34 protein-coding genes are annotated in these 19,664 nt (G+C 68.5%); 8 read left to right on the top strand and 26 right to left on the bottom strand.

Going from position 1 to position 19,664, the window contains the following annotated elements:
* Positions 1–165: 165 nt before the first annotated feature.
* The 7 genes from ACIP6U_RS17225 (at position 166) to ACIP6U_RS17195 (ending at position 3,740) form a co-directional block, all read left to right on the top strand.
* A complete protein-coding gene (locus ACIP6U_RS17225) occupies positions 166–507 on the top strand; it encodes a hypothetical protein (RefSeq protein ID WP_401717901.1) in 342 nt (113 codons plus the stop codon).
* A gap of 129 nt (positions 508–636) precedes the next feature.
* Positions 637–1,221, top strand: coding sequence for an NUDIX hydrolase (locus ACIP6U_RS17220; protein ID WP_401717898.1), 585 nt, complete (start codon positions 637–639; stop codon positions 1,219–1,221).
* Entirely contained in the window at positions 1,218–1,628 is a 411-nt protein-coding gene (locus tag ACIP6U_RS17215) for an NUDIX hydrolase (RefSeq protein WP_401717895.1), read from the top strand. The genes ACIP6U_RS17220 and ACIP6U_RS17215 overlap by 4 nt, the downstream gene beginning before the upstream one ends.
* A 280-nt stretch (positions 1,629–1,908) precedes the next feature.
* A complete protein-coding gene (locus ACIP6U_RS17210) occupies positions 1,909–2,223 on the top strand; it encodes a hypothetical protein (protein ID WP_401717892.1) in 315 nt (104 codons plus the stop codon).
* A 223-nt stretch (positions 2,224–2,446) separates the two neighbouring features.
* Positions 2,447–2,791, top strand: a complete 345-nt coding sequence (locus ACIP6U_RS17205) for a hypothetical protein (RefSeq protein WP_401717890.1) — start codon at positions 2,447–2,449, stop codon at positions 2,789–2,791.
* A gap of 191 nt (positions 2,792–2,982) precedes the next feature.
* Positions 2,983–3,267: a hypothetical protein gene (locus ACIP6U_RS17200; RefSeq protein WP_401717888.1), complete on the top strand. Its 285-nt coding sequence runs from the start codon at positions 2,983–2,985 to the stop codon at positions 3,265–3,267.
* Positions 3,268–3,485: 218 nt separating this feature from the next.
* Positions 3,486–3,740 (top strand): hypothetical protein, encoded by a 255-nt coding sequence (locus ACIP6U_RS17195; protein WP_401717886.1) that lies wholly within the window; start codon positions 3,486–3,488, stop codon positions 3,738–3,740.
* Positions 3,741–3,883: 143 nt separating this feature from the next.
* On the opposite strand, the gene ACIP6U_RS17190 is transcribed toward ACIP6U_RS17195, so the two are convergent.
* From ACIP6U_RS17190 to ACIP6U_RS17105, 18 genes are all read right to left on the bottom strand, one after another.
* Positions 3,884–4,804, bottom strand: coding sequence for a hypothetical protein (locus ACIP6U_RS17190; protein ID WP_401717883.1), 921 nt, complete (start codon positions 4,802–4,804; stop codon positions 3,884–3,886).
* The gene (locus ACIP6U_RS17185) at positions 4,801–5,103 is read right to left on the bottom strand and encodes a hypothetical protein (protein WP_401717881.1); all 303 of its coding nucleotides are present in this window, start codon (positions 5,101–5,103) and stop codon (positions 4,801–4,803) included. The genes ACIP6U_RS17190 and ACIP6U_RS17185 overlap by 4 nt, the downstream gene beginning before the upstream one ends.
* Complete coding sequence (locus ACIP6U_RS17180; RefSeq protein ID WP_401717878.1) at positions 5,100–5,285, bottom strand: hypothetical protein; 186 nt, start codon at positions 5,283–5,285, stop codon at positions 5,100–5,102. Before ACIP6U_RS17180 ends, ACIP6U_RS17185 begins: the two co-directional genes overlap by 4 nt.
* Complete coding sequence (locus ACIP6U_RS17175) at positions 5,270–5,530, bottom strand: hypothetical protein (protein ID WP_401717876.1); 261 nt, start codon at positions 5,528–5,530, stop codon at positions 5,270–5,272. Before ACIP6U_RS17175 ends, ACIP6U_RS17180 begins: the two co-directional genes overlap by 16 nt.
* 74 nt (positions 5,531–5,604) lie before the next feature.
* The gene (locus ACIP6U_RS17170) at positions 5,605–6,210 is read right to left on the bottom strand and encodes a hypothetical protein (RefSeq protein ID WP_401717875.1); all 606 of its coding nucleotides are present in this window, start codon (positions 6,208–6,210) and stop codon (positions 5,605–5,607) included.
* A 232-nt stretch (positions 6,211–6,442) separates the two neighbouring features.
* The gene (locus tag ACIP6U_RS17165) at positions 6,443–6,682 is read right to left on the bottom strand and encodes a hypothetical protein (protein WP_401717872.1); all 240 of its coding nucleotides are present in this window, start codon (positions 6,680–6,682) and stop codon (positions 6,443–6,445) included.
* Positions 6,675–7,868 (bottom strand): hypothetical protein, encoded by a 1,194-nt coding sequence (locus ACIP6U_RS17160; protein WP_401717870.1) that lies wholly within the window; start codon positions 7,866–7,868, stop codon positions 6,675–6,677. The genes ACIP6U_RS17165 and ACIP6U_RS17160 overlap by 8 nt, the downstream gene beginning before the upstream one ends.
* A 77-nt stretch (positions 7,869–7,945) precedes the next feature.
* Positions 7,946–8,230: a hypothetical protein gene (locus ACIP6U_RS17155; protein ID WP_401717868.1), complete on the bottom strand. Its 285-nt coding sequence runs from the start codon at positions 8,228–8,230 to the stop codon at positions 7,946–7,948.
* Positions 8,231–8,271: 41 nt separating this feature from the next.
* Positions 8,272–8,646 carry a VVA0879 family protein gene (locus ACIP6U_RS17150; RefSeq protein WP_401717866.1) on the bottom strand — a complete coding sequence of 125 codons (375 nt, stop codon included), beginning with the start codon at positions 8,644–8,646 and terminating at the stop codon, positions 8,272–8,274.
* 472 nt (positions 8,647–9,118) lie between these two features.
* The gene (locus tag ACIP6U_RS17145) at positions 9,119–9,328 is read right to left on the bottom strand and encodes a hypothetical protein (protein ID WP_401717864.1); all 210 of its coding nucleotides are present in this window, start codon (positions 9,326–9,328) and stop codon (positions 9,119–9,121) included.
* Positions 9,328–9,891 (bottom strand): hypothetical protein, encoded by a 564-nt coding sequence (locus tag ACIP6U_RS17140; RefSeq protein ID WP_401717862.1) that lies wholly within the window; start codon positions 9,889–9,891, stop codon positions 9,328–9,330. Before ACIP6U_RS17140 ends, ACIP6U_RS17145 begins: the two co-directional genes overlap by 1 nt.
* Positions 9,888–10,352 carry a hypothetical protein gene (locus ACIP6U_RS17135; RefSeq protein WP_401717860.1) on the bottom strand — a complete coding sequence of 155 codons (465 nt, stop codon included), beginning with the start codon at positions 10,350–10,352 and terminating at the stop codon, positions 9,888–9,890. Before ACIP6U_RS17135 ends, ACIP6U_RS17140 begins: the two co-directional genes overlap by 4 nt.
* A 73-nt stretch (positions 10,353–10,425) precedes the next feature.
* On the bottom strand, positions 10,426–10,635 hold the full coding sequence (locus ACIP6U_RS17130; RefSeq protein ID WP_401717858.1) for a hypothetical protein: 210 nt from the start codon (positions 10,633–10,635) through the stop codon (positions 10,426–10,428).
* The gene (locus ACIP6U_RS17125) at positions 10,632–11,333 is read right to left on the bottom strand and encodes a DNA methylase (RefSeq protein ID WP_401717855.1); all 702 of its coding nucleotides are present in this window, start codon (positions 11,331–11,333) and stop codon (positions 10,632–10,634) included. Before ACIP6U_RS17125 ends, ACIP6U_RS17130 begins: the two co-directional genes overlap by 4 nt.
* Positions 11,334–11,436: 103 nt before the next feature.
* Complete coding sequence (locus tag ACIP6U_RS17120; RefSeq protein ID WP_401717852.1) at positions 11,437–12,267, bottom strand: DUF5131 family protein; 831 nt, start codon at positions 12,265–12,267, stop codon at positions 11,437–11,439.
* Positions 12,264–12,515, bottom strand: coding sequence for a hypothetical protein (locus ACIP6U_RS17115; protein ID WP_401717849.1), 252 nt, complete (start codon positions 12,513–12,515; stop codon positions 12,264–12,266). The genes ACIP6U_RS17120 and ACIP6U_RS17115 overlap by 4 nt, the downstream gene beginning before the upstream one ends.
* Positions 12,512–13,849, bottom strand: coding sequence for a replicative DNA helicase (dnaB, locus tag ACIP6U_RS17110; protein WP_401717846.1), 1,338 nt, complete (start codon positions 13,847–13,849; stop codon positions 12,512–12,514). The genes ACIP6U_RS17115 and dnaB overlap by 4 nt, the downstream gene beginning before the upstream one ends.
* Positions 13,850–13,867: 18 nt before the next feature.
* A complete protein-coding gene (locus ACIP6U_RS17105) occupies positions 13,868–14,791 on the bottom strand; it encodes a hypothetical protein (protein WP_401717843.1) in 924 nt (307 codons plus the stop codon).
* Positions 14,792–15,062: 271 nt separating this feature from the next.
* On the opposite strand from ACIP6U_RS17105, the gene ACIP6U_RS17100 reads away from it, so the two are divergent.
* Positions 15,063–15,236 carry a hypothetical protein gene (locus ACIP6U_RS17100; protein ID WP_401717840.1) on the top strand — a complete coding sequence of 58 codons (174 nt, stop codon included), beginning with the start codon at positions 15,063–15,065 and terminating at the stop codon, positions 15,234–15,236.
* Positions 15,237–15,295: 59 nt separating this feature from the next.
* Here the strand turns inward: ACIP6U_RS17100 and ACIP6U_RS17095 are convergent, their stop codons facing one another.
* The 8 genes from ACIP6U_RS17095 to ACIP6U_RS17060 all read right to left on the bottom strand — a co-directional run bounded on the left by ACIP6U_RS17095 (position 15,296) and on the right by ACIP6U_RS17060 (position 19,662).
* Complete coding sequence (locus tag ACIP6U_RS17095) at positions 15,296–15,544, bottom strand: WhiB family transcriptional regulator (RefSeq protein ID WP_401717837.1); 249 nt, start codon at positions 15,542–15,544, stop codon at positions 15,296–15,298.
* Entirely contained in the window at positions 15,541–16,392 is an 852-nt protein-coding gene (locus tag ACIP6U_RS17090; RefSeq protein ID WP_401717835.1) for a hypothetical protein, read from the bottom strand. Before ACIP6U_RS17090 ends, ACIP6U_RS17095 begins: the two co-directional genes overlap by 4 nt.
* Positions 16,389–16,721 (bottom strand): hypothetical protein, encoded by a 333-nt coding sequence (locus ACIP6U_RS17085; RefSeq protein ID WP_401717832.1) that lies wholly within the window; start codon positions 16,719–16,721, stop codon positions 16,389–16,391. The genes ACIP6U_RS17090 and ACIP6U_RS17085 overlap by 4 nt, the downstream gene beginning before the upstream one ends.
* Before the next feature lie 103 nt (positions 16,722–16,824).
* Positions 16,825–17,187 carry a hypothetical protein gene (locus ACIP6U_RS17080; RefSeq protein ID WP_401717829.1) on the bottom strand — a complete coding sequence of 121 codons (363 nt, stop codon included), beginning with the start codon at positions 17,185–17,187 and terminating at the stop codon, positions 16,825–16,827.
* Positions 17,184–17,945: a hypothetical protein gene (locus tag ACIP6U_RS17075; RefSeq protein ID WP_401717826.1), complete on the bottom strand. Its 762-nt coding sequence runs from the start codon at positions 17,943–17,945 to the stop codon at positions 17,184–17,186. Before ACIP6U_RS17075 ends, ACIP6U_RS17080 begins: the two co-directional genes overlap by 4 nt.
* Complete coding sequence (locus ACIP6U_RS17070) at positions 17,942–18,400, bottom strand: hypothetical protein (RefSeq protein ID WP_401717823.1); 459 nt, start codon at positions 18,398–18,400, stop codon at positions 17,942–17,944. The genes ACIP6U_RS17075 and ACIP6U_RS17070 overlap by 4 nt, the downstream gene beginning before the upstream one ends.
* Positions 18,397–18,618 (bottom strand): hypothetical protein, encoded by a 222-nt coding sequence (locus ACIP6U_RS17065; protein WP_401717821.1) that lies wholly within the window; start codon positions 18,616–18,618, stop codon positions 18,397–18,399. Before ACIP6U_RS17065 ends, ACIP6U_RS17070 begins: the two co-directional genes overlap by 4 nt.
* Before the next feature lie 66 nt (positions 18,619–18,684).
* The gene (locus ACIP6U_RS17060) at positions 18,685–19,662 is read right to left on the bottom strand and encodes an ATP-binding protein (protein ID WP_401717818.1); all 978 of its coding nucleotides are present in this window, start codon (positions 19,660–19,662) and stop codon (positions 18,685–18,687) included.
* Positions 19,663–19,664: the final 2 nt, after the last annotated feature.

Raw genomic sequence — 19,664 nt, 5'->3', positions numbered from 1 at the left:
AGTCCCTCGGCTGGGGCCGTCTTCGTTTGTGGGGCGCAGCCGGTGGAGCGACTGCTGGAGCTTCAGGCGGTGGAGCGCCCTTTGCTTCAACACCATCCTGAAACCTATCTGAGTAGATGTCAACACCGTCTTGAGAACTGGCGTGTTGACTCCTACGCTGACCTCATGACAGATGCGTTCACGGAGTCCCTGGAGGCGAAAGTCGCCGAAGTCGCAGCCATAGACGACCTGCTGACGCAGGGCCTGGCCGCTCTCGAAGCCCGCAAGCAGCTGGCGGAGAGCGACCAAGCCCTTTACGCGATCGAGCGGGCCGCCGTACAGGGACTGCGACCAGGGCGCACGTGGGCCGAAGTGGGCTATCTGTTCGGCCGCAGCTACGGCTGGGCGGAAGCCATCGCCAAAGGGCGGAGTGCGAAGCGCGGCAAGTCTGACCATGACGCCGAGTCAACGCCTCGCGCGGGCGCGGCAGAAGGACACTCCCCCGACACCGGAACGCCAGATCAGTAGCACCTAGACACCGCGGCGACATGAGCTAGCCGTCGCCCCGCCAGACCCGAGCGCAGCGAGCACGGGAGCCTCACAGTGGAATTCGTCGGCACGTGGACCGGCCAAACAGCATGCCTCCTCCAGGAGGCCATGCGAATGACGAACGAGGCGTTCGCTGAACGCCTCGGAATCTCCGCCCGAACGATCACTCGATGGCACTCCAGCCCCGACATGACGCACCGGACCGAGGTTCAACAGATCCTGGACATCGCATACGAGGAGGCGGACGAAACAGTGCACCGACGGTTCGCGCTCCTGCTGCGCCCCCCGGAGCCACGCATGGAGGCGCAGGCACTTCGGGTAGCGATAGCCGTCGTGCTGCGAGGCGACGATGTGCTGCTGGTCTGCCGACGCGGGGATGGCGAACTGCGCTGGCAGTTTCCCGCCGGCATGGTCAAGCCCGGGGCGGACGGCGAGACGGTCGCCGTGCAGGAGACACACGGGGAGACCGGCGTGCACTGCATGGTCCGCCAACACCTGGGGGAACGCATTCACCCCGTAACGGGCGTGATCGCCGAATATCACCTCTGCGACTATCTCGCCGGCGAGGCCACAAATCGTGACTCGCTGGAGAACGTGGATGTGGCGTGGGTTCCCCGCGCCGCGGTCACGCGCTTCATTCCACACGCCCAGATCTACCCGCCAATCCTGAGCGCCTTGGAGGCCACCGTATGACCGAGACGACGACTGAGAAGCCCGGCATCTCCGCCGCGATCATCACGCAGGGCGGCAAAGTCCTGATGGTGCGCCGCGCTGTAAAGGAGGGGAAGCTCAGTTGGCAGTTCCCGGCCGGCGGCATCGAGGACGGCGAGGCTGCCGAAGAGGCCGCGGTCCGGGAGACGCTTGAGGAGACCAGCCTCACCGTCAAGGCGATCCGACTGCTCGGTGAGCGCGTGCACCCGAACACCGGCCGGCTGATGTCCTACACGGCCTGCGAGGTCGTGAGTGGCGAGGCCCGCGTAGCGGATGCCGAGGAGCTAGATGCGATCGCCTGGGTCTCCCTTGGAGAGATTCCCGAGTACGTCCCCTACGGCCTGTACGAGCCGGTGCAGGAGTACTTGGACGACGTACTGCCGCACTGACGAGTTCCGGCCACGGTTGCCCGGGAGTCGATATGTCCGCGCGACGGGACGGAGGCGCGACGAATCCTATCGGACCCGTCAAACCCGCGATTCTCGCAGCTCAATGGGTATGTGACGCAAGGTCCGGATCGGCTCGCCCGCCCTGCGGTAGGTAGCCGGTTCCGGCCTAGCGTGTACCCCAACAACGCGAACGGCCCGGTGCGTGAACACCGGGCTCGTTCCACCGGCGAGCGCGAACTCGCCGATCACCAACCCACTCCCCGCTAGAGAAGAGGCTTGGATGAACACCTTACTGCGCAAGGCTGCCCACGCGCCTGCGTCATACGCCACACCCGCCCTGTCGCCCTCGCGCGTGTTGGACGCGCCGCTCGACGTCCTGCTTGCCGAACTCGCGGTCGAGGTCATCGACAGCTCGATCACGGACGCCGGCTTCTTCGGTGCGGTCGTGCAGTGCAAGACCGGTGAGATGTACCTGACGATGCCGTCGGGGCGTAGCGAGTTGGAGCACGACACGGTCGCGCGGTACCTCATCGCGCAGGCCTTCAGGGTCGACCTGCCGCAACTACCAGAACCGTTCGAGACGACGGTGATGTAGGGGTGAAATCCCGGGCGGAATAAGCCACTTCAGGCGCAATGGTCAACTAAAATTGCGCACAAACGGCGACGGCCGGAGGGGGCTCAATCCCTCCGGCCGTTCTCGCTTTGAGCGGGGCACCATCCCCGCCGCCATCACCTGCCGTCCGACCATCTCCAGAAGGCCGAGCAACACGTATGACGATACCGATGACGCCGCAATGTCGCCACCGGCGGGTGGTCGCATGCTGATAGTTGAGCGGTCGAAGCCGAAGAAGAACTTCGCTCAGATCCCCAACGAGCTCGTGTACGACGAGAGCTTGACCGCGCTCGCCCGGCTCGTTCTGATCCAGATCCTTGCCCACCGGCCAGGCTGGCAGACCAATGCCGCCAAGATGTGGGAGACGGCCGACCGACACCGCGGCCCGCTGGCGGAGAGCAAGCGTGCCTACCGTCGAGCCTTCCAGGAGCTGGAGGCTGCCGGCTACATGACGCGCGAGAAGACACGGGTGCCGAGGGGGCAACCGAACGGTGGGGACTTCGTGACAATCCTGACCGTGTACGACACCCCGCAGAGACGATCTCCGTGAAGGTGCCAGTAGTGAACCCTTCAAGCGTGAACAGTTCATCCCGGAACAGTTCACCAGTCGAGCCCTAAAAGACGAACACGTGTTACCTAATACTGGCTGGCCAACACTTCGGCTCCCGCCTCCATCGTTAATACGCGGGGCCGCAGGCCCGGCCTTAGCGCGTGCGCGCGAGGCGTATCGAAAGGAAGGCGATGACGAAGAAGATCGTTCGAGTGCGGCCGGACATCCTCGACAGCGTGCTGCGGGACCCGTTCGAGGACATGACCTACTTCCCCAACGAACTGATCCACCGGCAGGACGTGAGCCTCTCGGCGCTCGGGCTGCTGCTGGAACTGGCGGCAACCGAAGGCGACTTCGACGTTGAAGCCGCGCGTGCGCAGGAGTTGGAGCGGAGGTCCACGGGGCTTGAGCCGGAGGACGTCGACGAGCTGCTGAGCGAGCTGGAGGCGGCTGGCTACATCACCGTTGCCGGGTGACGCACTTCCTGCTGCGATCGGTGAACTGACGCCCCGCAGACCCCGCCCGTTGCGCCCCCTCGGTGAGCCCTCTCACACCGCCTGCCGGCTGCTTGCTTGAATCGGAACCTCCGCCGACACTCCCCCGGTCAACTACCGTTTGGCCTTGGGGGATTGGGATGGCGTGTCCACTGTGCGGCGAATCGAACATCCAGCAGCTACGCGGGTACTGGGAGTCCTTGCCGTCCGAGTCCTCGCATCGCGGTAAGTATGCCCCGCCGGATGAGCCGCCTGGAGAGGTGTGGTGGGCGCTGCTGGCGGTGGTGTTCGGCATCGTCGTCGCGGTCACCGGCGGCATTTTGATCGGGGTGGGGATTGCGGTGGTCGGCCTGGTGTGGAGTGCGTTCATGGCTGGCCAGCAGCGGACGTATGAGGGCGAGTTGGCGAAGTACAACGCGTCGACGATCTGCCTGGTCAAGTACCACATCTTCTGATCATGGAAGGCCCCGACCTCAGTGAGGTTGGGGCGTCCGTGCGTCTTTCCGTCTCCGGGCTAGTCGCCGCCGCCGCGTCACGGCGAACGCCGCGTTGACGGCGACGGCGAGTCCGATCGCGGCGGCGGGCACCAGCCAGACGGTCATTCGCCGTCCCGTTCGCTGTCGAACCAGGGTCGGTCGTTGGCTGCGGCTTCCCGGATGCTGGGGCCGTCGTCGAGGCGCGCCTTGGGTTCGCCAGCCATCTCGGCGGCGGCGTCGCGGATCTGCCTGAGGTCGAAGTCTTCGGGCAGGCCTGCGGCTTCGGCGAATACCCAGGATGCGTCGATGACGCCTTGGGCTTTGGCCTGGCATTCGCTGCTGTCGATGCTGCTGTTGGTGTATTCGCGGCCCTTGTTGAGGAGGTCGACGGCGAGTTCCCGAACGGCGGCTCCGTTGCTGCGGCCCGGGACTCCTGCCGCGTCGAGGGCGGCGTTCACTGCACGCCAGATCATGGCGTTGCGGTAGGCGAGATCGCCGGGCATGCGGCTGGTGGAGCGGATGTACGCATACACAGCGTCGTAGGCCAGCTGGCGCGGGTCGACCACGAGAGTGGCCGCCAGGTTGTCCACCAACTCACCCGCCTTGACCTGGCGGTTCGGGATTGTGGGCCCGTTTTTGTCCGCCGGAATGTCCGCCGCGTTGTCCACTTCCTGGGGTCCTGTCGGACGTTCCCTCGGCCGCCGCCAATACGCCTCTTCGTGGTAGTCGAACCGGTCCCAACCTTGACCGGGCCGGCCGGCGTCCGGGTTGGGCTGCCACGTGTAGTCGGGGTCCGCGTTCTCGCCGGCGGGTGGCCGCTCAGGGTCGTTCCACTGTTTCCGCGGGCCGCGGGTGGTGGCGTATTCGAATCCGGGGTGCCGGCGTTCGGCGTGCAGCCGGGCCTCGGCGACTCGCTTCTGATTCGCCTCGCTGCCCTCGTGTCCGGGGCACGGTTCGAGGAGGCTGGTGCCGTATTCGGGGCACAGTGGGCACTCGGCGACGTAGCCGGGTCCGGTGCAGCACCACGGGATCTGGTCGGTCATCGGGTGGCGTCCTTTTCGGCTTGGGTGGCATAGGTGTGGGGCGCGAAGGCGAGGTCGGCGTGCCACATGTCATCCGGGTCCATCAGGTGTTGGATCTTCTCCACCCGGTAGCGGGTGGCGCGATTTCCGCCCTTGGACTCCAGGAGCAGGTAGTCGCCCTCCTTGATGAGGCGCCCGCCGTGTCCCCAGCCGGTGGCGCGCACGCGCTGGCCGCCGTCGGTCACCCTGCTGAGGGAGTAGTCGTGGCCCCAGTAGCGGCGGCCGGGTCCGAAGTCGTGGGTGAACGGCTCGTCGGTCACAGGTAGCTCCCCGTCAGCGGTATGTCGGTCATGTGGCTGATCTGTTCGGCGGTGGCTCTCTGTCCGCACAGGTCTTGGTGGAAGGGCGGGATGGTTTGGTCGTGCCATTCGGCGCCGAGGTCGCAGGACTCATCCCAGGTGAGCTGCACGGGGGCGGGAGCGGCGGTCAGTTCGTCGGCCACAGGAAGACCGCGTGCACGGAGCCGTCGGGGGCTTCGCTGTATTCGTCCGGCTCGGTTTCGGCGAGGCGCTGCTCTTCGGTCATGTAGCGCTCGCCGGACCAGGTGGTGTCGGCGAGGTACATGGCGTGCTCGGCCTCGACGAGCGGCGAGTGGCCATTGCCTTCGGCGTCCTTGGCGAGGACGACGAGTGTGTCGTCGGGGAGGTTGAGGGCGTCGAGTTGGGCGCGGAGTTCGGCGAGCGTCATGGGCTGTCCTTGCTGGTGGTGTGGGTTGTTGTGAGGGTGCCGGGCCGGTGAAGACCCGGCACGGGGCGGCTGGGTCAGTTCGAGCTGGTGCTGTTCCCGGAGACGGGCGGGTTGAGGGCGCGGTGTACGCGGGTGAGGTAGTCGTTCGACTCGCCGTCGCGCTGCCATTCGTGGATCACGTTGAGCGCAGCCCTGGCCCGCGCCTCGGCTTCGCGGCGCGCCTCGCCGACGGTCTTCAGTTCGCGCTCGCGTCGTTCGGCGATGGCCTGCCAGTCGACCGGCGCAGTCTGCTCTTCCTGCGTGTCCGTATTCGCGCACTGGTGCGGGCGAGCCGTGGTGCCAGTGGTCCACAGACGGCAGCCGTCGCAGTAGCCCCACCCTTCGGCTTCGATCTCGTGGAAGCGGTACGGCGTTCCGTCGGGGTGGGTGGGTCGTTCCTGCTGTTCACGAATCGGCCCGTCGAGGGCCGCGTCGATGAGGTTGGCGACGGGTTCCCAGGTGCGTGTGATGGCGCGGATGCGGGCTGTCTCTGCACGTGCTCGGGCAACGGCGGCCTGGGCTTCGTCGCGTTCGGCGCGGAGCCGCATGCAGGTTTCGTCGAGGTTGCGGATCTCGGCGTTGCGCTTGCGGAGCTGGGGGCGGGCGATTCGGTTGGCCAGCCATGTGCGGAGGTTGGTCATGCGGTGTCCTTGTCGGTTCGGGCCCACGATGGGGCGGGGCGGGCTGTGTGGGCGCCTGAGGCCTCCCGGGGCGGTTGAACCTCCGGGACTGCCTTGAGTGGGTGTAAGGCCGCGAGACGGGCCCTCACGGCTTTCCTGGCCCCTCCCAGCCGTATCGGCCACCGCTCCCCGTGATGCCCGCACACGACAGCCGCCGACGCGACCACGGCCGCCACGTACACCAGCAGCCCCGTCACGAGGGGTCCTCGCCCATCAGCCCAGCGATGTCGCGCATCCCTGCCAAGCGGCGTTCGGCCAGAGCCAGCGCGGCGGCGTCCTGTGCCAGTCGATGGGCGCTCCCGTGGCGTCCGGCTGCGATCTCGTCGGCGTATACGCGGGCGGCGACGGCAAGGCGTTCGGCTTCACGTTCCAACTCCTCGGCGGCCATCTGCAGTTGGCGTGTCACGAATCGGCGAGCAAGTTCGTCAGCCACGGTCGGCCTCCTTCGGCTGCGGCTGGTCGGTGCTGGGGCAGTCCTCGAAGGAGTGGCCGCGCACACCGCAGTGGTCGCAAGGCGGGATCGACTTCCACCCGCAGCCGTCGCCGTGCCAGCTCTCGCCCATGCCGTCGTGGCCGCAGTCGCAGCCGGGGGTGTCGATCCCTGTCTGGGCGAGGCGTTCGCCGGCGGCCCAGGGGTCGTCGGTCTCCTTCGGCTGCGGCGCCCCACCAGCAGGCGCGTGGTGCGGGCAGTCGGCGCCTCGCTCCCAGCCGCTGACCATGTCGACGGTGTCGCCGGGCTGGTCGAGGTAGCGCGGCGGGGTGGTCTGGCGGGTCCAGGGGCGGCAGGTGCAGCCGTCGGCGCTGAACATGTGCTCCGGGGCGTCCTCGGTGGGGCAGTCGCAGGTGCGCGTCTTGGTGGTGTTGGGGGTGTCGGCGGCCACACGACGCAGCTCGGCGACGACCGCGTTCAGGAGCGGCGCCTCCGGGTTCCATGCCTCCGGGCTGTCGACGAGCAGCGTGCGGGCCATGCCGAGCGCGGCGTAGCCCTTGGCGCAGAGCGTGTGCCGTGGTTCCAGCGGCTCGCAGCAGATCCACTCGGCGACGATGTGCTGCTCGGCGATCTCCCAGAGCTTCGCGGACAGGGCGGCCCGGTCGATGGGCGCGGGCTCGGCGGCCTCTTCGCGGAGTGCGTCTGCTCGGTCGACGCTCGCGGGCAGCACAGCGGCGTCTTCGGCTTCTGCGCGGAGCCACGGCCACTCCCGGTACAAGACCGCGAGGACCACGTCGGCCTCTTCGAGATAGGTGGGGCGCCAGTCAGCTGGCATGGAGGTGTCCGACCAGTGCGAGCCCGGGTGCAGGTTCTCGTACAGGGCGGCGGCGATCTCGTCGTGCAGTCCGGCACGGCGGGACGGTGAGGCCTCGTCGGTGGCGGGCGCCACCCCGGCAGACACGGCAGGCGCGCCGGCGGTCGGAGGCTCAGGCGCCCATCGGTCCGGGCATACCGGCTCCCAATCGCCGTAGGTACGCAGACGGCGGACGACGACCGGACCGGTGTCGCCGGGGAACAGTGCGCACCCTTCCGAGTCGGCGCGGGCGCCGAGGACGGTGTGGAACTCCCACTCGGGCGGCGGGATGCAGGGCAACAGGCTCTTGCGGATGGTCTCGGGCTGTTCGGTCATGAGTTCCTCCGGTTGTGCGGCCTAGGGTGTGAAAGCCGGCCGCCCGCGATACCAGCGCGGGCGGCCTGTGTGCGTGGTCATGTGTTGTCGGCGAGGTGCCGGACTGCGGCAGCGATCAACAGCAGGGCTTCCGTATCGGGCAGTTCGTCGGCGGGCGGCACGTCCACGCCGTCGCGTTCGACGATCCACTGGTCGGTGAGTGCGCCGATCGGCCCGGCCAGGTTGGCGAGCGCGTAGCTCAGGTCGAGGAGGACCTCGCGGAGCGAGCTCGTGTCCCGCAGGTTGTCGATCTCGGCGAGGCGGGCGGCGAGGACGCGGATGGTGGCGGCCTGGTCGGCGCCGAGGTGGTTGAGGCGGGTCATGGTGTCTCCTGGTGGTGGGGTGTGCGGGAGTGGGACGGGCCTCACACGGCGGGCGCGAGCGGGAAGGCGCGCATGGTGTGGCCGTTGGGGAGGGTGATCGTCCACGGGCCGCCGAACAGGCCATAGGCGGCCCAGTCGCAGCCGCGACCGGTGTACTTGCTGCGCGCCTTGGCGAGGGCGCCGAGAGTGCGGCCGATGCACTCCCGGCCGACGATGTCCGAGGCGATGAGGGGTTCGTCGGTGCGGAGGTTCGTTCGCGGGTGCTCGGCCAGGGCCTGGCGGAAGTCCTCGCCGTTGGCGATGTCTCCGCAGGAGGGGCAGCGGAATGCCCACTTGAGCGGGTCGGATCCGAAGCGTTCGGTGGCCTCGGCGATGAGTTCGGCCTGGGTCAGTTCGCGGGTCTGGGTGTCGGTCATTGGTGTGCCTTTCGGGTGTGGTGGTGGTGTGTGGCCGGTTTGGGGTGGTTGGGTGCGGGTGGGTTGGCCATGTGTGGGGTGGGGTGTGGTCGCGTGTTGGTGATCGGTTAGGCGGCGGGGTCGGGGCAGGCCGCGGACTGTTCGCCGCCGCGCGTCTCTGTGTGGCCCTGAGAGCCGCCAGGAGCCTCCCGGCGCTCCCGGGCGCCCTCGACAGCCCCCGAGGCCGTCTGAGGCGCGCCCTGGACGCCGGACGGGCCCACCGGTGGTGACTCGGATCCCGCAACCGCCACCGGCCGGACATGCGCACCGCCGCACAACTCGCAGCCGGACGCGGCCAGGCCGACCGAGGAGAGCCCGGCGATGAGCGCCTCCCGGGCAAAGGCGATCGACGCGAACCGGGGCAGCCCCGACGGGCACGAGCGGGCAGCCCGCGGCGGCACAGCCGGATGCCGCAGCCATGCGCGGCCGGCCATCACGAGCCGCCCTTCGCCCGCGGCTTGCCGGTCTTCGCCGTCAACAGGCCGTCCCGCACCGCCATCTGACGCACCGCCCGCTCCAGGACCGCGGACAGGACTTGGCCCGGGTAGCAGTCGGCGATGATCCGCTCAGCCGTGGGGGACAGGTACTTGCGGGCGTAAGGGCGGCGAGTCGGGGTCGCGGTGGGCGTTGTGCGGTCAGGCATCAGGCGGCCTTCCGTTCCCAGAGCGGGCAGTGCAGGACCGGGAAGCGGTAGTCCTCCCACTCGGGCCCGCCCGGATGCCTGCACGATTCGTCGTCCTCCGGGTGGCTGCCGTCCTGGTGGTGGTCGCAGGTCTTGCAGCAGCGCAGGCCCGGGTTCTGCCAGCAGCGGCCCATGTGGTCCTGCACGGCCCGGATGTCGGCGCGGGTGAAGCGGCGGCAGAAGGGGCACTGGTGGCGGCTGACCACCACCGGCATCGGCAACTCGACGAGACGCAGCGCCCAGCCGACCGGCTTGCGGGTGATCCAGTACGCCTCATGCAGGAGCTTCGCGGCGCCCGTCGTCTCCACGGGCCCCCACGGGCCGCTCTCGCTGGGCGTGGAGGCGATGCAGTTCGCGACCTCGTGCGGGTTGTTGAGACTGTGGCCCTCCTTCGCGGCCAGGTCGAACGTGGCGAGCAGCAGGCGCGTCGCCTCGTAGTCGCCCTGCACGTGCTCGCCGAGAGCCTCAACCAGCCAGGCGGTCAACTCGGGCTCGGTGACGACGGGCGGGATCGTGACGCTCATCGGGTCGCCTCGCCGTCGGTCAACTGGCAGGCGATGCACGGCACGGGAACCTCGCGGACGACATCGCCGTAGCTCTCCGACGCCGCACGCTCCGGGTCGACGCCGGTGTCGTTGCAGCGTCCACACGGGGCGTAGTCGATGTGTGGCAGGCCAGCCATGACCATGGCGCCGCAGTACGAACAGTGGAACTGACCCATGGGCGCGCCGACGAGTTGCTGCGGCTCCCACGGCCACGGGCAGCGCTCGCCGTTCTCGTTGAGCGGGGCGGTGATGTCCAGCCGCAGGACCAGGTCGATGTCGCCCGCGTCCTTCGGATCGATGTCCGTCCACTTTCGGGTGGGCTCGTCGGACCGACAGGGGACGAGGTTGGAATGGGCGTCCTTGCCGCATCCACAGCGGATCCCGGTTGGGCCGTAGGCAAGCGGGTCGGCCTCGGGCCGGTGGTCATCGGTGACGCTCATCAAGTTCTCCTTCGGGTCGGGTGTTGGTGCAGGTGGCGGGGCAGGCAGGCGGATTTTCAGACCACCGGTCCCTCTACGGCGCGGGGTCCTGGGTGTGGTTCGGGCAGTGGTCGCGGCCGTCCCTGGTCCGTCGCCAGCCGCGGCCTTTCAACAGCCGGCGCAGTTCGCGGTGGGTGTGCGGTTCGAACCGGACAGGCCAGCTGCCTTCCGTGCCGCAGCGGCCGTCGAACTCGGCCTGGTCCGCCCTGTCGCAGCGGATGACGAGGTAGGCGTCGGCAGTCATGCGGCCACCTCGCTGCCCAGGGAGAACTGCGCAGCGAAAGCGAGACCGATCGCCTCGGCGTAGGCGGGCGGGATCGCCTCGGCTATCTCCTTGCGGACGTCGGTCCAGTCGATGCCCATGGCCTGCTGCCACTGGGCGACCGTGCCCTTGCCGCCACCGTCGCCGTACACGGCGAAGTACGGGCCGGTGAACCATTCGCCGTGCCGCATTCCGGCGACCCGCCCGCGGTGCTTCAGGTGTGCGGGCTGCGGCATCGACCAGCCGCCGAGTTCGAAGTTGCGGTGACGGATGACGGCCAGCCCGAACATCTCGCCGCACAGGGTCAGGTCGACGCGCATCTTTTTCGCGGCCCGGCCTGGCGGATTCTCGATCACGTAGGGCCGGCCGGTCGCGGCCAGAGCCTCTCGGGTGGGCGCCATCAGGTCCGGGTACTGGAACTTCCCGGCGTTCGTACCCGCGGTGAGCGTGCAGTCGTGCTGGCACGGCGGCCCGGCGTGGATCAGGTCGAACTCGTGGCCGTGGGCGCGGATGAACTCGATGGCGTCGCCCTGGACGAAGTCGTCGCCGCAGTAGCGCGGTTGGGGTGCGATGTCGACGCCGGTGACGTGGAAGCCAGCCAACTGGTAGCCGCGGGTGCAGCCGCCCACGCCGCAGAACGCGGCAAGGACGCGGGGCCTCGCGAACAGGTCGATGCTCACGCTGCGGTTCCTTCCTGGCGGTGGGTGGCGGCGGGGTCCCTGAGTGCGGCCAGTAGCCGTTCCCGGTTGGCGCGTTGATGTGCCGGGGTCGGGCCGGAGGCGGTCACGCAGCGGCCCCCCGACGTTCGACACTCCCTTTCGGGTACTCCCGCACCCGCAGGTCGGTCGGCCAGTAGCTGGGGAGGCCGCCCTTGGTGTCGCCCCACGCGGCCACGGACTTGCCCGCGTAGCTGGTGTCGCGGGCCCACGCCGAACCGAGCTGCTTCACGAACGGGGCGGTGTCGGTTTGCCGGGCCTCATGGATCAGGTCGGCTATCCACCAAGGTTCGATAGAACGCGCTCCGGGGCCGGACTCGCCACCGATGATCAGCCAGTCGATGCCGTCGAGGTCGAGGGACGGGAGGGGGCAGAGGAGCGGCTCGGCCGAGATGAACCGTACTGCGGCCATGGAGTGGCGCAGGGCGGTCGCCCGGCGGACGTAGTCGTCAGTCTCGATGCTGGTGCCCAGCCACACGTTGGGCAGCGGGTCATCGAGACCGAGTGCCTCGTGGACCCGGTCGAGAACACGCGGGAGGCGTGCCGCCCGCTTGGTGAGGATCTGGTACGTGTGCTGCGGGGTGGCCTGCATGGTGCGCCACACGTCGGTGATGAAGTCGACCGGGACCCGGGCGTGGAACAGGTCGGACATGCTGTTAACGAAGACCTTGCGGGGCTTCTTCCAGCGCAGCGGTTCGGTCAGGGTGTCGGGGTGGGCGGTGATGCCGAAGCCGGGGCCGGAAGTTCGGGGGTCGCCGTCGGTCTGGTACTTGGCCTGACCCATACCCTTGAGGCGCTTAGCCATGGTGAGGGCGTAGCAGTGGTCGCATCCGGGGCTGATCCGGTCGCAGCCTGTGGTGGGATTCCACGTCTGCTCGGTCCACTCGATGTTGGTCACTGGGTTTCCTCGTGGTCGTGGCGAAGGGTGCCGGGTGGGCAGCTGCCGCAGGGCGGTGGGGTGGGCCCGGAGGGGGCTGTGCCGCAGGGCCACGCCCCCTTTCGCGGGATGTGGTACTTCGGCCTGTCGTCTTCGGCTGCTGGCTCCAGCGGGGCTATCTGCCTGCCGGCCAGCTGGGTGAAGAGGGCGACGAGGGAGCCCTCCGCGATGACGGCTTCGAGGTCTTCGGCCTGGAAGTGGTCGGTCATTGCGGCAGGGCCATGTCGCGGAAGCGGCTGTAGTGGAGCTGCGCGGCGACGGTGATCGTGGAGAGCGGGCCGGCGCGGTGCTTGGCGACGATCAGGTCGGCCTCCCCGGCGCGGGCGGAGTCGCGGTCATAGGCGTCCTCGCGGTGGACGAGGATGACGATGTCGGCGTCCTGCTCAAGCGATCCGGACTCGCGGAGGTCGGCGAGCATGGGCTTCTTGTCGGTGCGCTGCTCGGGTCCGCGGTTGAGCTGGCAGAGGACGACGACGGGAACGTCGAGTTCCTTGGCCATGAGCTTTATGCCGCGGCTCATCTCGGAGACTTCGACCTGCCGGTTCTCGGGGCGCTTCTTGCCGTGGGTGTCGAGGAGTTGCAAGTAGTCGATGACGACGAGGGACAGCCCGGTCTTCATCTTGATCTGACGGCAGCGGGCCTTGATCTGGTTGACGGTGCGGTTGGGGGTGGCGTCGATGGTGAGCGGCGCCATGGTCAGCCGCTGCATGTGGTTGGCAAAGGAGGCCCAGTCCAGGGGGGTCATCTGGCCGCCGCGGATCTTGTGGAGGCCGATCTTCGCTTCGGCGGAGATGATGCGGTGCTGGACCTCGCGGCGGGACATTTCGAGGCTGAAGAACGCCGACGGGTGGTGCTGCTGGAGGGAACAGGCGCGGAGGAAGTCGACGCCGAGTGTGGACTTTCCGAGTCCAGGGCGGCCGGCCACGATGACCATCTGGCCGCCGTGGAGGCCGTGGGTGAGGGCGTCGAGGTCGAGGAAGCCGGTGGACAGTCCGGACTGGCGGCCTTCGCTTTGCAGCTTCTCTAGCTCGGCGACCACGTCGGGGAGGTCTTCGCCGAGGAGCGCGGAGTCGGCGGTCTCCTGGATCTTCATGACGCCTGCGAGTTCGGCCTGGGCGGCATCGTTGGCGTGGGTGGCGTCGCCTTCGCCGCTGTAGCCGATCTCGGTGATGCGGGTGCCAGCTTCAACGATGCGGCGGCGGATGGCGCAGTCGCGGACGATCTCGGCGTAGTACTCGGCGTTCGCCGCGGTGGGCACGGTCTGGACGAGCTGGCTGAGGTACGCGGATCCGCCGATCTTGCTGAAGACTCCGAGTTCGCGCAGGTAGTTACCGACGGTGATCTGGTCGGCGGGCTCATTGCGGCCGTACATGTCGACGATGGCCCGGTACACGGTTTCGTGTTGGGGGCGGTAGAAGTCGTCGTCGGCGGCGACTTCGAGGACTTCGGTGATGGCCCGCTTCGAGAGGAGCATTCCGCCGAGGACGCACTGTTCGGCATGCAGGTCCTGCGGGGGGATGCGGTCGAAGGTCTCGTCTTCCACTGGGGTCTCCGTTTCTGATCAGGCTGCGTGGGCGGTCTGGGTGGGATGGCATTTGGGGCAGGGGCGGGCGTTGCCGCGGTCGTCGTAGATCTGCCGGAGGTGGCCTTCGCGTTCGGCGGCTTTGGCGCCGTCGGCGCATTCACCGCACCAGGGCGGCAGTGGGCCGCGAGGTTTCCGGGGGGCGGGCCGGATTCGCTTCGGCAGGTCCCCGATCCGGATGCGCAGGATCTGGGAGTGGTTCCTGACGGTGGCCGCCTTCTCGGTGAGTTTGGCGATCAGCTCGTCGTCCAGGGCCCATCCCTGCTTGCTGGTCATCTGTGCGAGCTCGGGGGCCATCAGCGCGGCGGTCTTCGGACCGATGGTCCACGGAGCCGGGAGCGTTTCGAGGAAGGCGACAGCATCAGCGAGGACCTCGTCGTGTTGCTGCTCTCCTTCGGCGACACACCACGGCGCTGCGCGGGTCTCGCCGCCTGCTGAGGGCTGAGGGGTAGAGGGGTGAGGGGTAGGGGGAGGTTCTGACCCCGCCTGGCGGGGCCCTGACCTCCCCTTAGGGGAGGTTGTGACCTCCCCTGCCGAGGTTGTGGCCTCCCCTTGCTGGTCGTAAGGGGAGGTTGTGACCTCCCCTTTGGCGAGGATGGGGAATCGGTAGCGGCACTGCTTCCCCGGCACCGCGTACAGGGCTCGCCCGTCCTTGCCGTGAGCGATGGGGATGCGGACTTCAAGGCCGCGCTTCGCCAGCCGCTGGAGAGCTGATTTGAGGCTGCCCGAACCGGCGAGTCCGGCGCGCTGGGCAAGGATGGACGCGTTGAAGTCAGCCCACGTCTCCCGCGTGGGGTCTTCGTCGCGGATGTTTTCGCCGATGGCGACGAGCACCATGCGCTCGGCCGGCGTGAGGTCCGCAGGGGCGAATTTGAGTACTTCGACAACACGCTTGATCCCCACTACTGCACCGCCGTTCGGTGCACGACGGAAGCCCGCGCAACGACACGCGCCGTGTGCATTCGGTTGGGGATCACGCGATTCCTTCTCTCGGGGGTTCGTGCTGGTCCGTAGGCATGAAGGCGTGCGCGACCTACGGCGGCACACGGTCCCGATCACCGTGGTTCGCATGGGTCCACCCTACCTCAAGGTGCCCATCGCAGCGATGGGCATGTGATGGGCACCTAGAAGGAGTGGGGTGCCCGTCGATTGCACGGTCAGCTACTCTGTGCGCATGACGACGAAGGGAACGACCGGACGTGTGGTCCGCGTCGACAAGGAGACGTGGGACGCCTACGCCGAGGTGTGCGAGGCCAAAGGCCTGTCGCGTGCCGCCGACCTGCGCGTCTACATCAACCGCGAGATCGCCGCACATAAGCGCCGGCTCCGTGAGGCCGCTTCCGACTGACGTCACCCCTCCTCCTTCCTTTCCGGCCCCGCCTCTGCGGGGCCGTTGTCGTGTGCGGGCTAGGCGGCGGCGCGCCGCAGGTTCTTTCGCTGCTTCTGGCTGAGTCCGCCCCACACCCCGTCGGGTGCGAGTCCCTCGTAGTCGTGGAGGGCTTGGGCGTGGGCCGCGCATTCGGTTTGCACGGGGCAGCCGCCGCAGATGCGTTTCGGCAGCCGGCTGCCTGCGCCGACGGGCAGTTCGATCCAGGTGTCGGGGTCGACTTGGGCGCAGAGTCCCGAGTCCATCCAGGCGTACTGGTCGGCGCTCATGCGGCTGCCGTCACGGCGTATTGGGGGTGGTCGCGGAAGGCGTGTTCGATGTACGACTTGTCGACGCCGAGGCGTGCCGCGGTTTCTGCCTTGTTGAGGCCGACCGTGGTCATGATCCAGTGCGCGTCCTGGGCGACGATCTCCCGCTTCGTGACCCGGTACATGGGCTCGAAATGAGGGTCGTCGATGGCGCCGGGGTGCTGGTCCCAGTACTTGGGGGGCGCCCACTTGTGCTGCTTGGCGTTGCGCAGGGCGCGGGCAACGCCGATGTCGGACACGCCGTGGCGGCGCGGGCGGCTGTTGCGGAGCTGGTCGTAGGCGTCAATGGCGGCCTGGGCGGTGGCGCCGTACACCTTCTGGCCGCGCACGAGGATGCGGCGCACATTGTCCGGCTGGACTCCGAGGTGCGGGCCGAGTTCTTTCAGCGGCCAGCCGATGGCGGAGAGGGCTTGTATGCGTCGGCGGGTGCCGGTGGGGTCGACCCGGCCGGGCATGCCGGACTGGATCGGGATCGAGAGGATCTTTGCCGCGGTTTCGGGGGTGGTTTGGCGGATCATGCCGCGCCGCTGCTTGGGTGCGGCGTGGGTGTAGAGGCGGACCGTGTTCCAGTCGATGCCGGTGCGGATGGAGACGCCGTGCGGGGTGTGGCCGGCGGCGTACAGCTTGAGAAGGTGCTCGCGGACGGGGGTGGCGTCGATGAAGGGCTGCCAGGTTCCTTCGGCGACGGAGCGGAGCCTGTTGTTCTGCCAGGTGTTGTAGCGCTGAACACATTCGGTGCGCCGGCAGGAGTAGTCGGTGTAGCAAGTGAGCGTTTCGTGGTGCGGTGCCAGACGGTTGGCGGCGGTCACGGCTTCTCCTTCCGGGTCTGGTTGATGGCGTCGCGGAGGCGGTCGAGTTCGGCGCGGTCGCCGTAGATGGCGATGCAGTCGAGGAGGAGTCCCGTATCGGTGCCGGGTCCGGCGGGTTCGGGCCGGGGGTCGCAGGTGGCGCGCCAGGCTGCGGCGCGGTCTTTGCGGCTGCGGTAGTCGTCGTGGGGTAGGCATCGCCGGATCGCCCACACGGCGAAGACGGCTCCCCAAGCGGCGGTGATCCACCACCAGTTGCCGGCCACCCAGTGCCCGACCGGCTGGAGTTTGAGGCCGGCGGTGACCCAGGCGTCGTACAGGTCGGGGTTCACGTCCGCCTCCTGCGAATGAAGGCGCCGATGATGGCGGCGACGAGGCCGACGAAGATCCAGACGGGGGCGATCCACCACAGGCCGGAGTCGGTGAGGTGATCCATCAGGCAGCCGCCTTCCGCTGCTCGATGCGGGCGGCGATGGCGTCGAGTCGTTCGGCCGACAGTCGGTACACCTTGATCGGCTTTCCGTGGGTGGACTCGGCCGTGGACGGCTCCTCGCCGATCACGACGACCTGCCGTGGATTGCGGCGCCGCACCAGCGAGTGGAAGAACAGGCCGGCCGCGCCGTGGGCGAGTTCGGGCAGGACGGCCCGCAGGTCGTTGGCGGAGAAGGGCCTGCCGTCGCCGCCGATGGCGTCGATGGCCTGGTTGAGGACGGCCTCGTCCCAGTCGGTGACGTTGGCATACAGGGCGGCGAGGGCCTCGTTGGCGTCGATCCGGGCCTGCTCGGGGGTCAGGGTCATGAGGCGTTCTCCTCGTCAGCGAAGAGGCTGGGCTGGGGGTCGTTGTTGCCGCGGGCTTCCCACTGGCGCCGGTACCGTTCGACTTCGCCGGAGCACTCCTGGCGGGCGTGGAAGACCGCGGAGTTCTCGGGGAGGTCGGGCCGCCACAGGTTGGGGCCGGGGAAGCGGGCGGCGTTCTGGCGGGTGGTGACGAACTCGCCGCAGCCAAGGCAGTGGCCGGGCGGGATGTCCATGAGGACGTCCGCCTTCGCTGCCTGCTGGTCGGCCTCGCGTTCGTTCAGTTCGTCGCGGCAGGGCGGGAGGTCACCGCAGGCCGAGCAGATCGCGTAGTGCTCGGGCAGCACGTCCCACGACGTGTCAGCCGGGCCGATGAGGTGGATCGGCTTCTCGTGCGGCTTGCCGTCGGGCTGGAGGATGAACGCGAACGGACGCCCGTCCCAAGTGGCTTTCTCGGGCCGGTCGCCCCGCTGTCCGAGACGCTCCCAGCGTTCGAGCGCGGTGGCGTACCGCATCTCGTGCTTCTCGCCCCACAGGTCGATGGGGCGTTCGGCGAGTTCGACGACCCTGTGTGGCTGCCGGTCCCAGATCACGAGGATGCCGGGCTTGAGCTGCACGTAGTTGGCGAGGATCTGCTTGTCGTGGATGCGGTTTTCCTGGCGACGCATCGCGGACGACGGCTCGTAGCCGCGGTTGATCGAAGTCCGGGGCGGGTGGATGCCGCCGTGCTTCGTGTGCTGACGGACGTACCAGCGGCTCATCGGGCCGTCTCCTTGCTGCTGTCGTGCAGGAGGTGGGTGTCGTTGAGTTCGCGGTTGTCGAGGACGAGGTTCACGGCGCCGCGGATGGCGGTGGTGAGTGCGTCGCGGAGTTCCGTCGACAGGCCGGGCCGGTGGGCGATCTGGACGGCCAAATCCCAGGCGTCACCGCCGCGGCCCCAGGCGAGTTCGGTGGTCGTCTTGAGGTGGCGGGCGCCGAGGTTCACGGACCAGGCCGACATGTCGACGGCGCTGTCGAGGAGTTCGTGGACCTCGTTGCGGGCGTCGTGGAAGTCATCGCAGGACAGCTGGCCCCAGCGCACGCTGCCGTTCTGGGACGGGACGGGCTGGTCCCGCATTTCGTCGCCGACTTCCAGCCGGTCGGGGGCGCGCAGGACTTCCGCGTACTGGCGGGCCGCCTCCGTGCGCAGGTCGTCGTCGGTGTACGGGGTGGTCATCCTCCGGCCACCTTGTATCCAGCGGCGGCGCGCCATGCCTCGTAATCGGCGGCGGGCATCGAGCCCGTGTGGGTGCGTCCGAGGGCAGTTGCTGCGGCCTCCGCGAGGGTGGCGTGCACCTGGGCGGCGGCCAGGCAGGCTGTTCGCTGCTCCGCGGTGCCGGTCTTTGCGACTTCAGTGAGGCGTTCGGCTTCGAGGTAGTGCTGAGGTCCATTCATGGCGTGGTTTCCTTGTCGGGTGAACGGCCGGCCCGATACCCGCGGGCCGGCCTTCGCGTGTGCGGGCTACTGCTGGGCGTTCTTGAGCGCGATGCCGCGCTCCTTGATGGCGTCACCGAGGCTGGTCGGCTGACCGGTCTGGGGGTGCAGGAGTGGCGTGGCGAGCGCACTGTGGGACTCGACCTCGCGGTACAGGGCGAGCAACCCTTCGGCGGTGGCGTTCTCCGCGAATGCGGCATCCACCCAGGCGCTGGAATCGACGGGCTTGCCGCCGGCGTTGAGCCAGTCCAGGAGCGGCTTTGCGATGTCGCGGGCACCGTCAGGCTTGTCGAGGACTTGCTGATGCAGGGCGGGGCAGCGGGACTTGAGGAAGCGCAGCCGGTTGGTGATGTCCATCTCGGCTGCGACACCGAACTCGTACTCGATGCCCTTGCGCTGCTCAGCGCGCATTCCGACCATGGTCGGTTCCTTGCGCCCGCGGTCGTTCTCCTGCAACACCCACTCGGTCTGGGACCGCATTGTCACGACGATGTGGCCCGGGTAGGCGAGGAGGGCCTCGACCATTTCGTTCTGCATCGGGGTGCCGTCCTTCCACCCCGCGAAGCTGTTGCCGCCATACTTCGACTTGGCCTTCTCGACCTGGTCGAGGGTGCCGTCGGGGCCCTTCCAGTAGTGCGACAGGGAGTCGACCACCACGACTGGGTACTCGGCCTTCGCTGCGGCGGCGAGTGCCTTGCCGAGGTCGCGGGGGTCGTAGCGGTGCATCGGCAGCGAGTCGAACTGGATGCCGCGCTCGCCGACGTAGAGAGAGGCCGAGCCGCGCTCGGTGTCGATGACCGCGAACCGTTCCCCTAGAGCGAGGCCGTGGGCGAGGGACAGGGACGTCCAGGTCTTGCCGGAGCCGGACACACCCTGGATGGCGACGCGAGCCTTAGCGCCGTCCTTGGTGGCTGGCCGGAAGGTGAACGGGCCGTCGTCGTACTCGTTGGTCTGCGGCTGCTGCTGTCGTCCTGCGCGGACGGGTTGACCAAGAGGCTGGTTCATTC

Origin of the sequence: Streptomyces sp. NPDC088794 (assembly GCF_044750545.1) — a bacterium.
Classification (GTDB): domain Bacteria; phylum Actinomycetota; class Actinomycetes; order Streptomycetales; family Streptomycetaceae; genus Streptomyces.
This window is presented reverse-complemented; position numbering and strand designations above follow the sequence as displayed.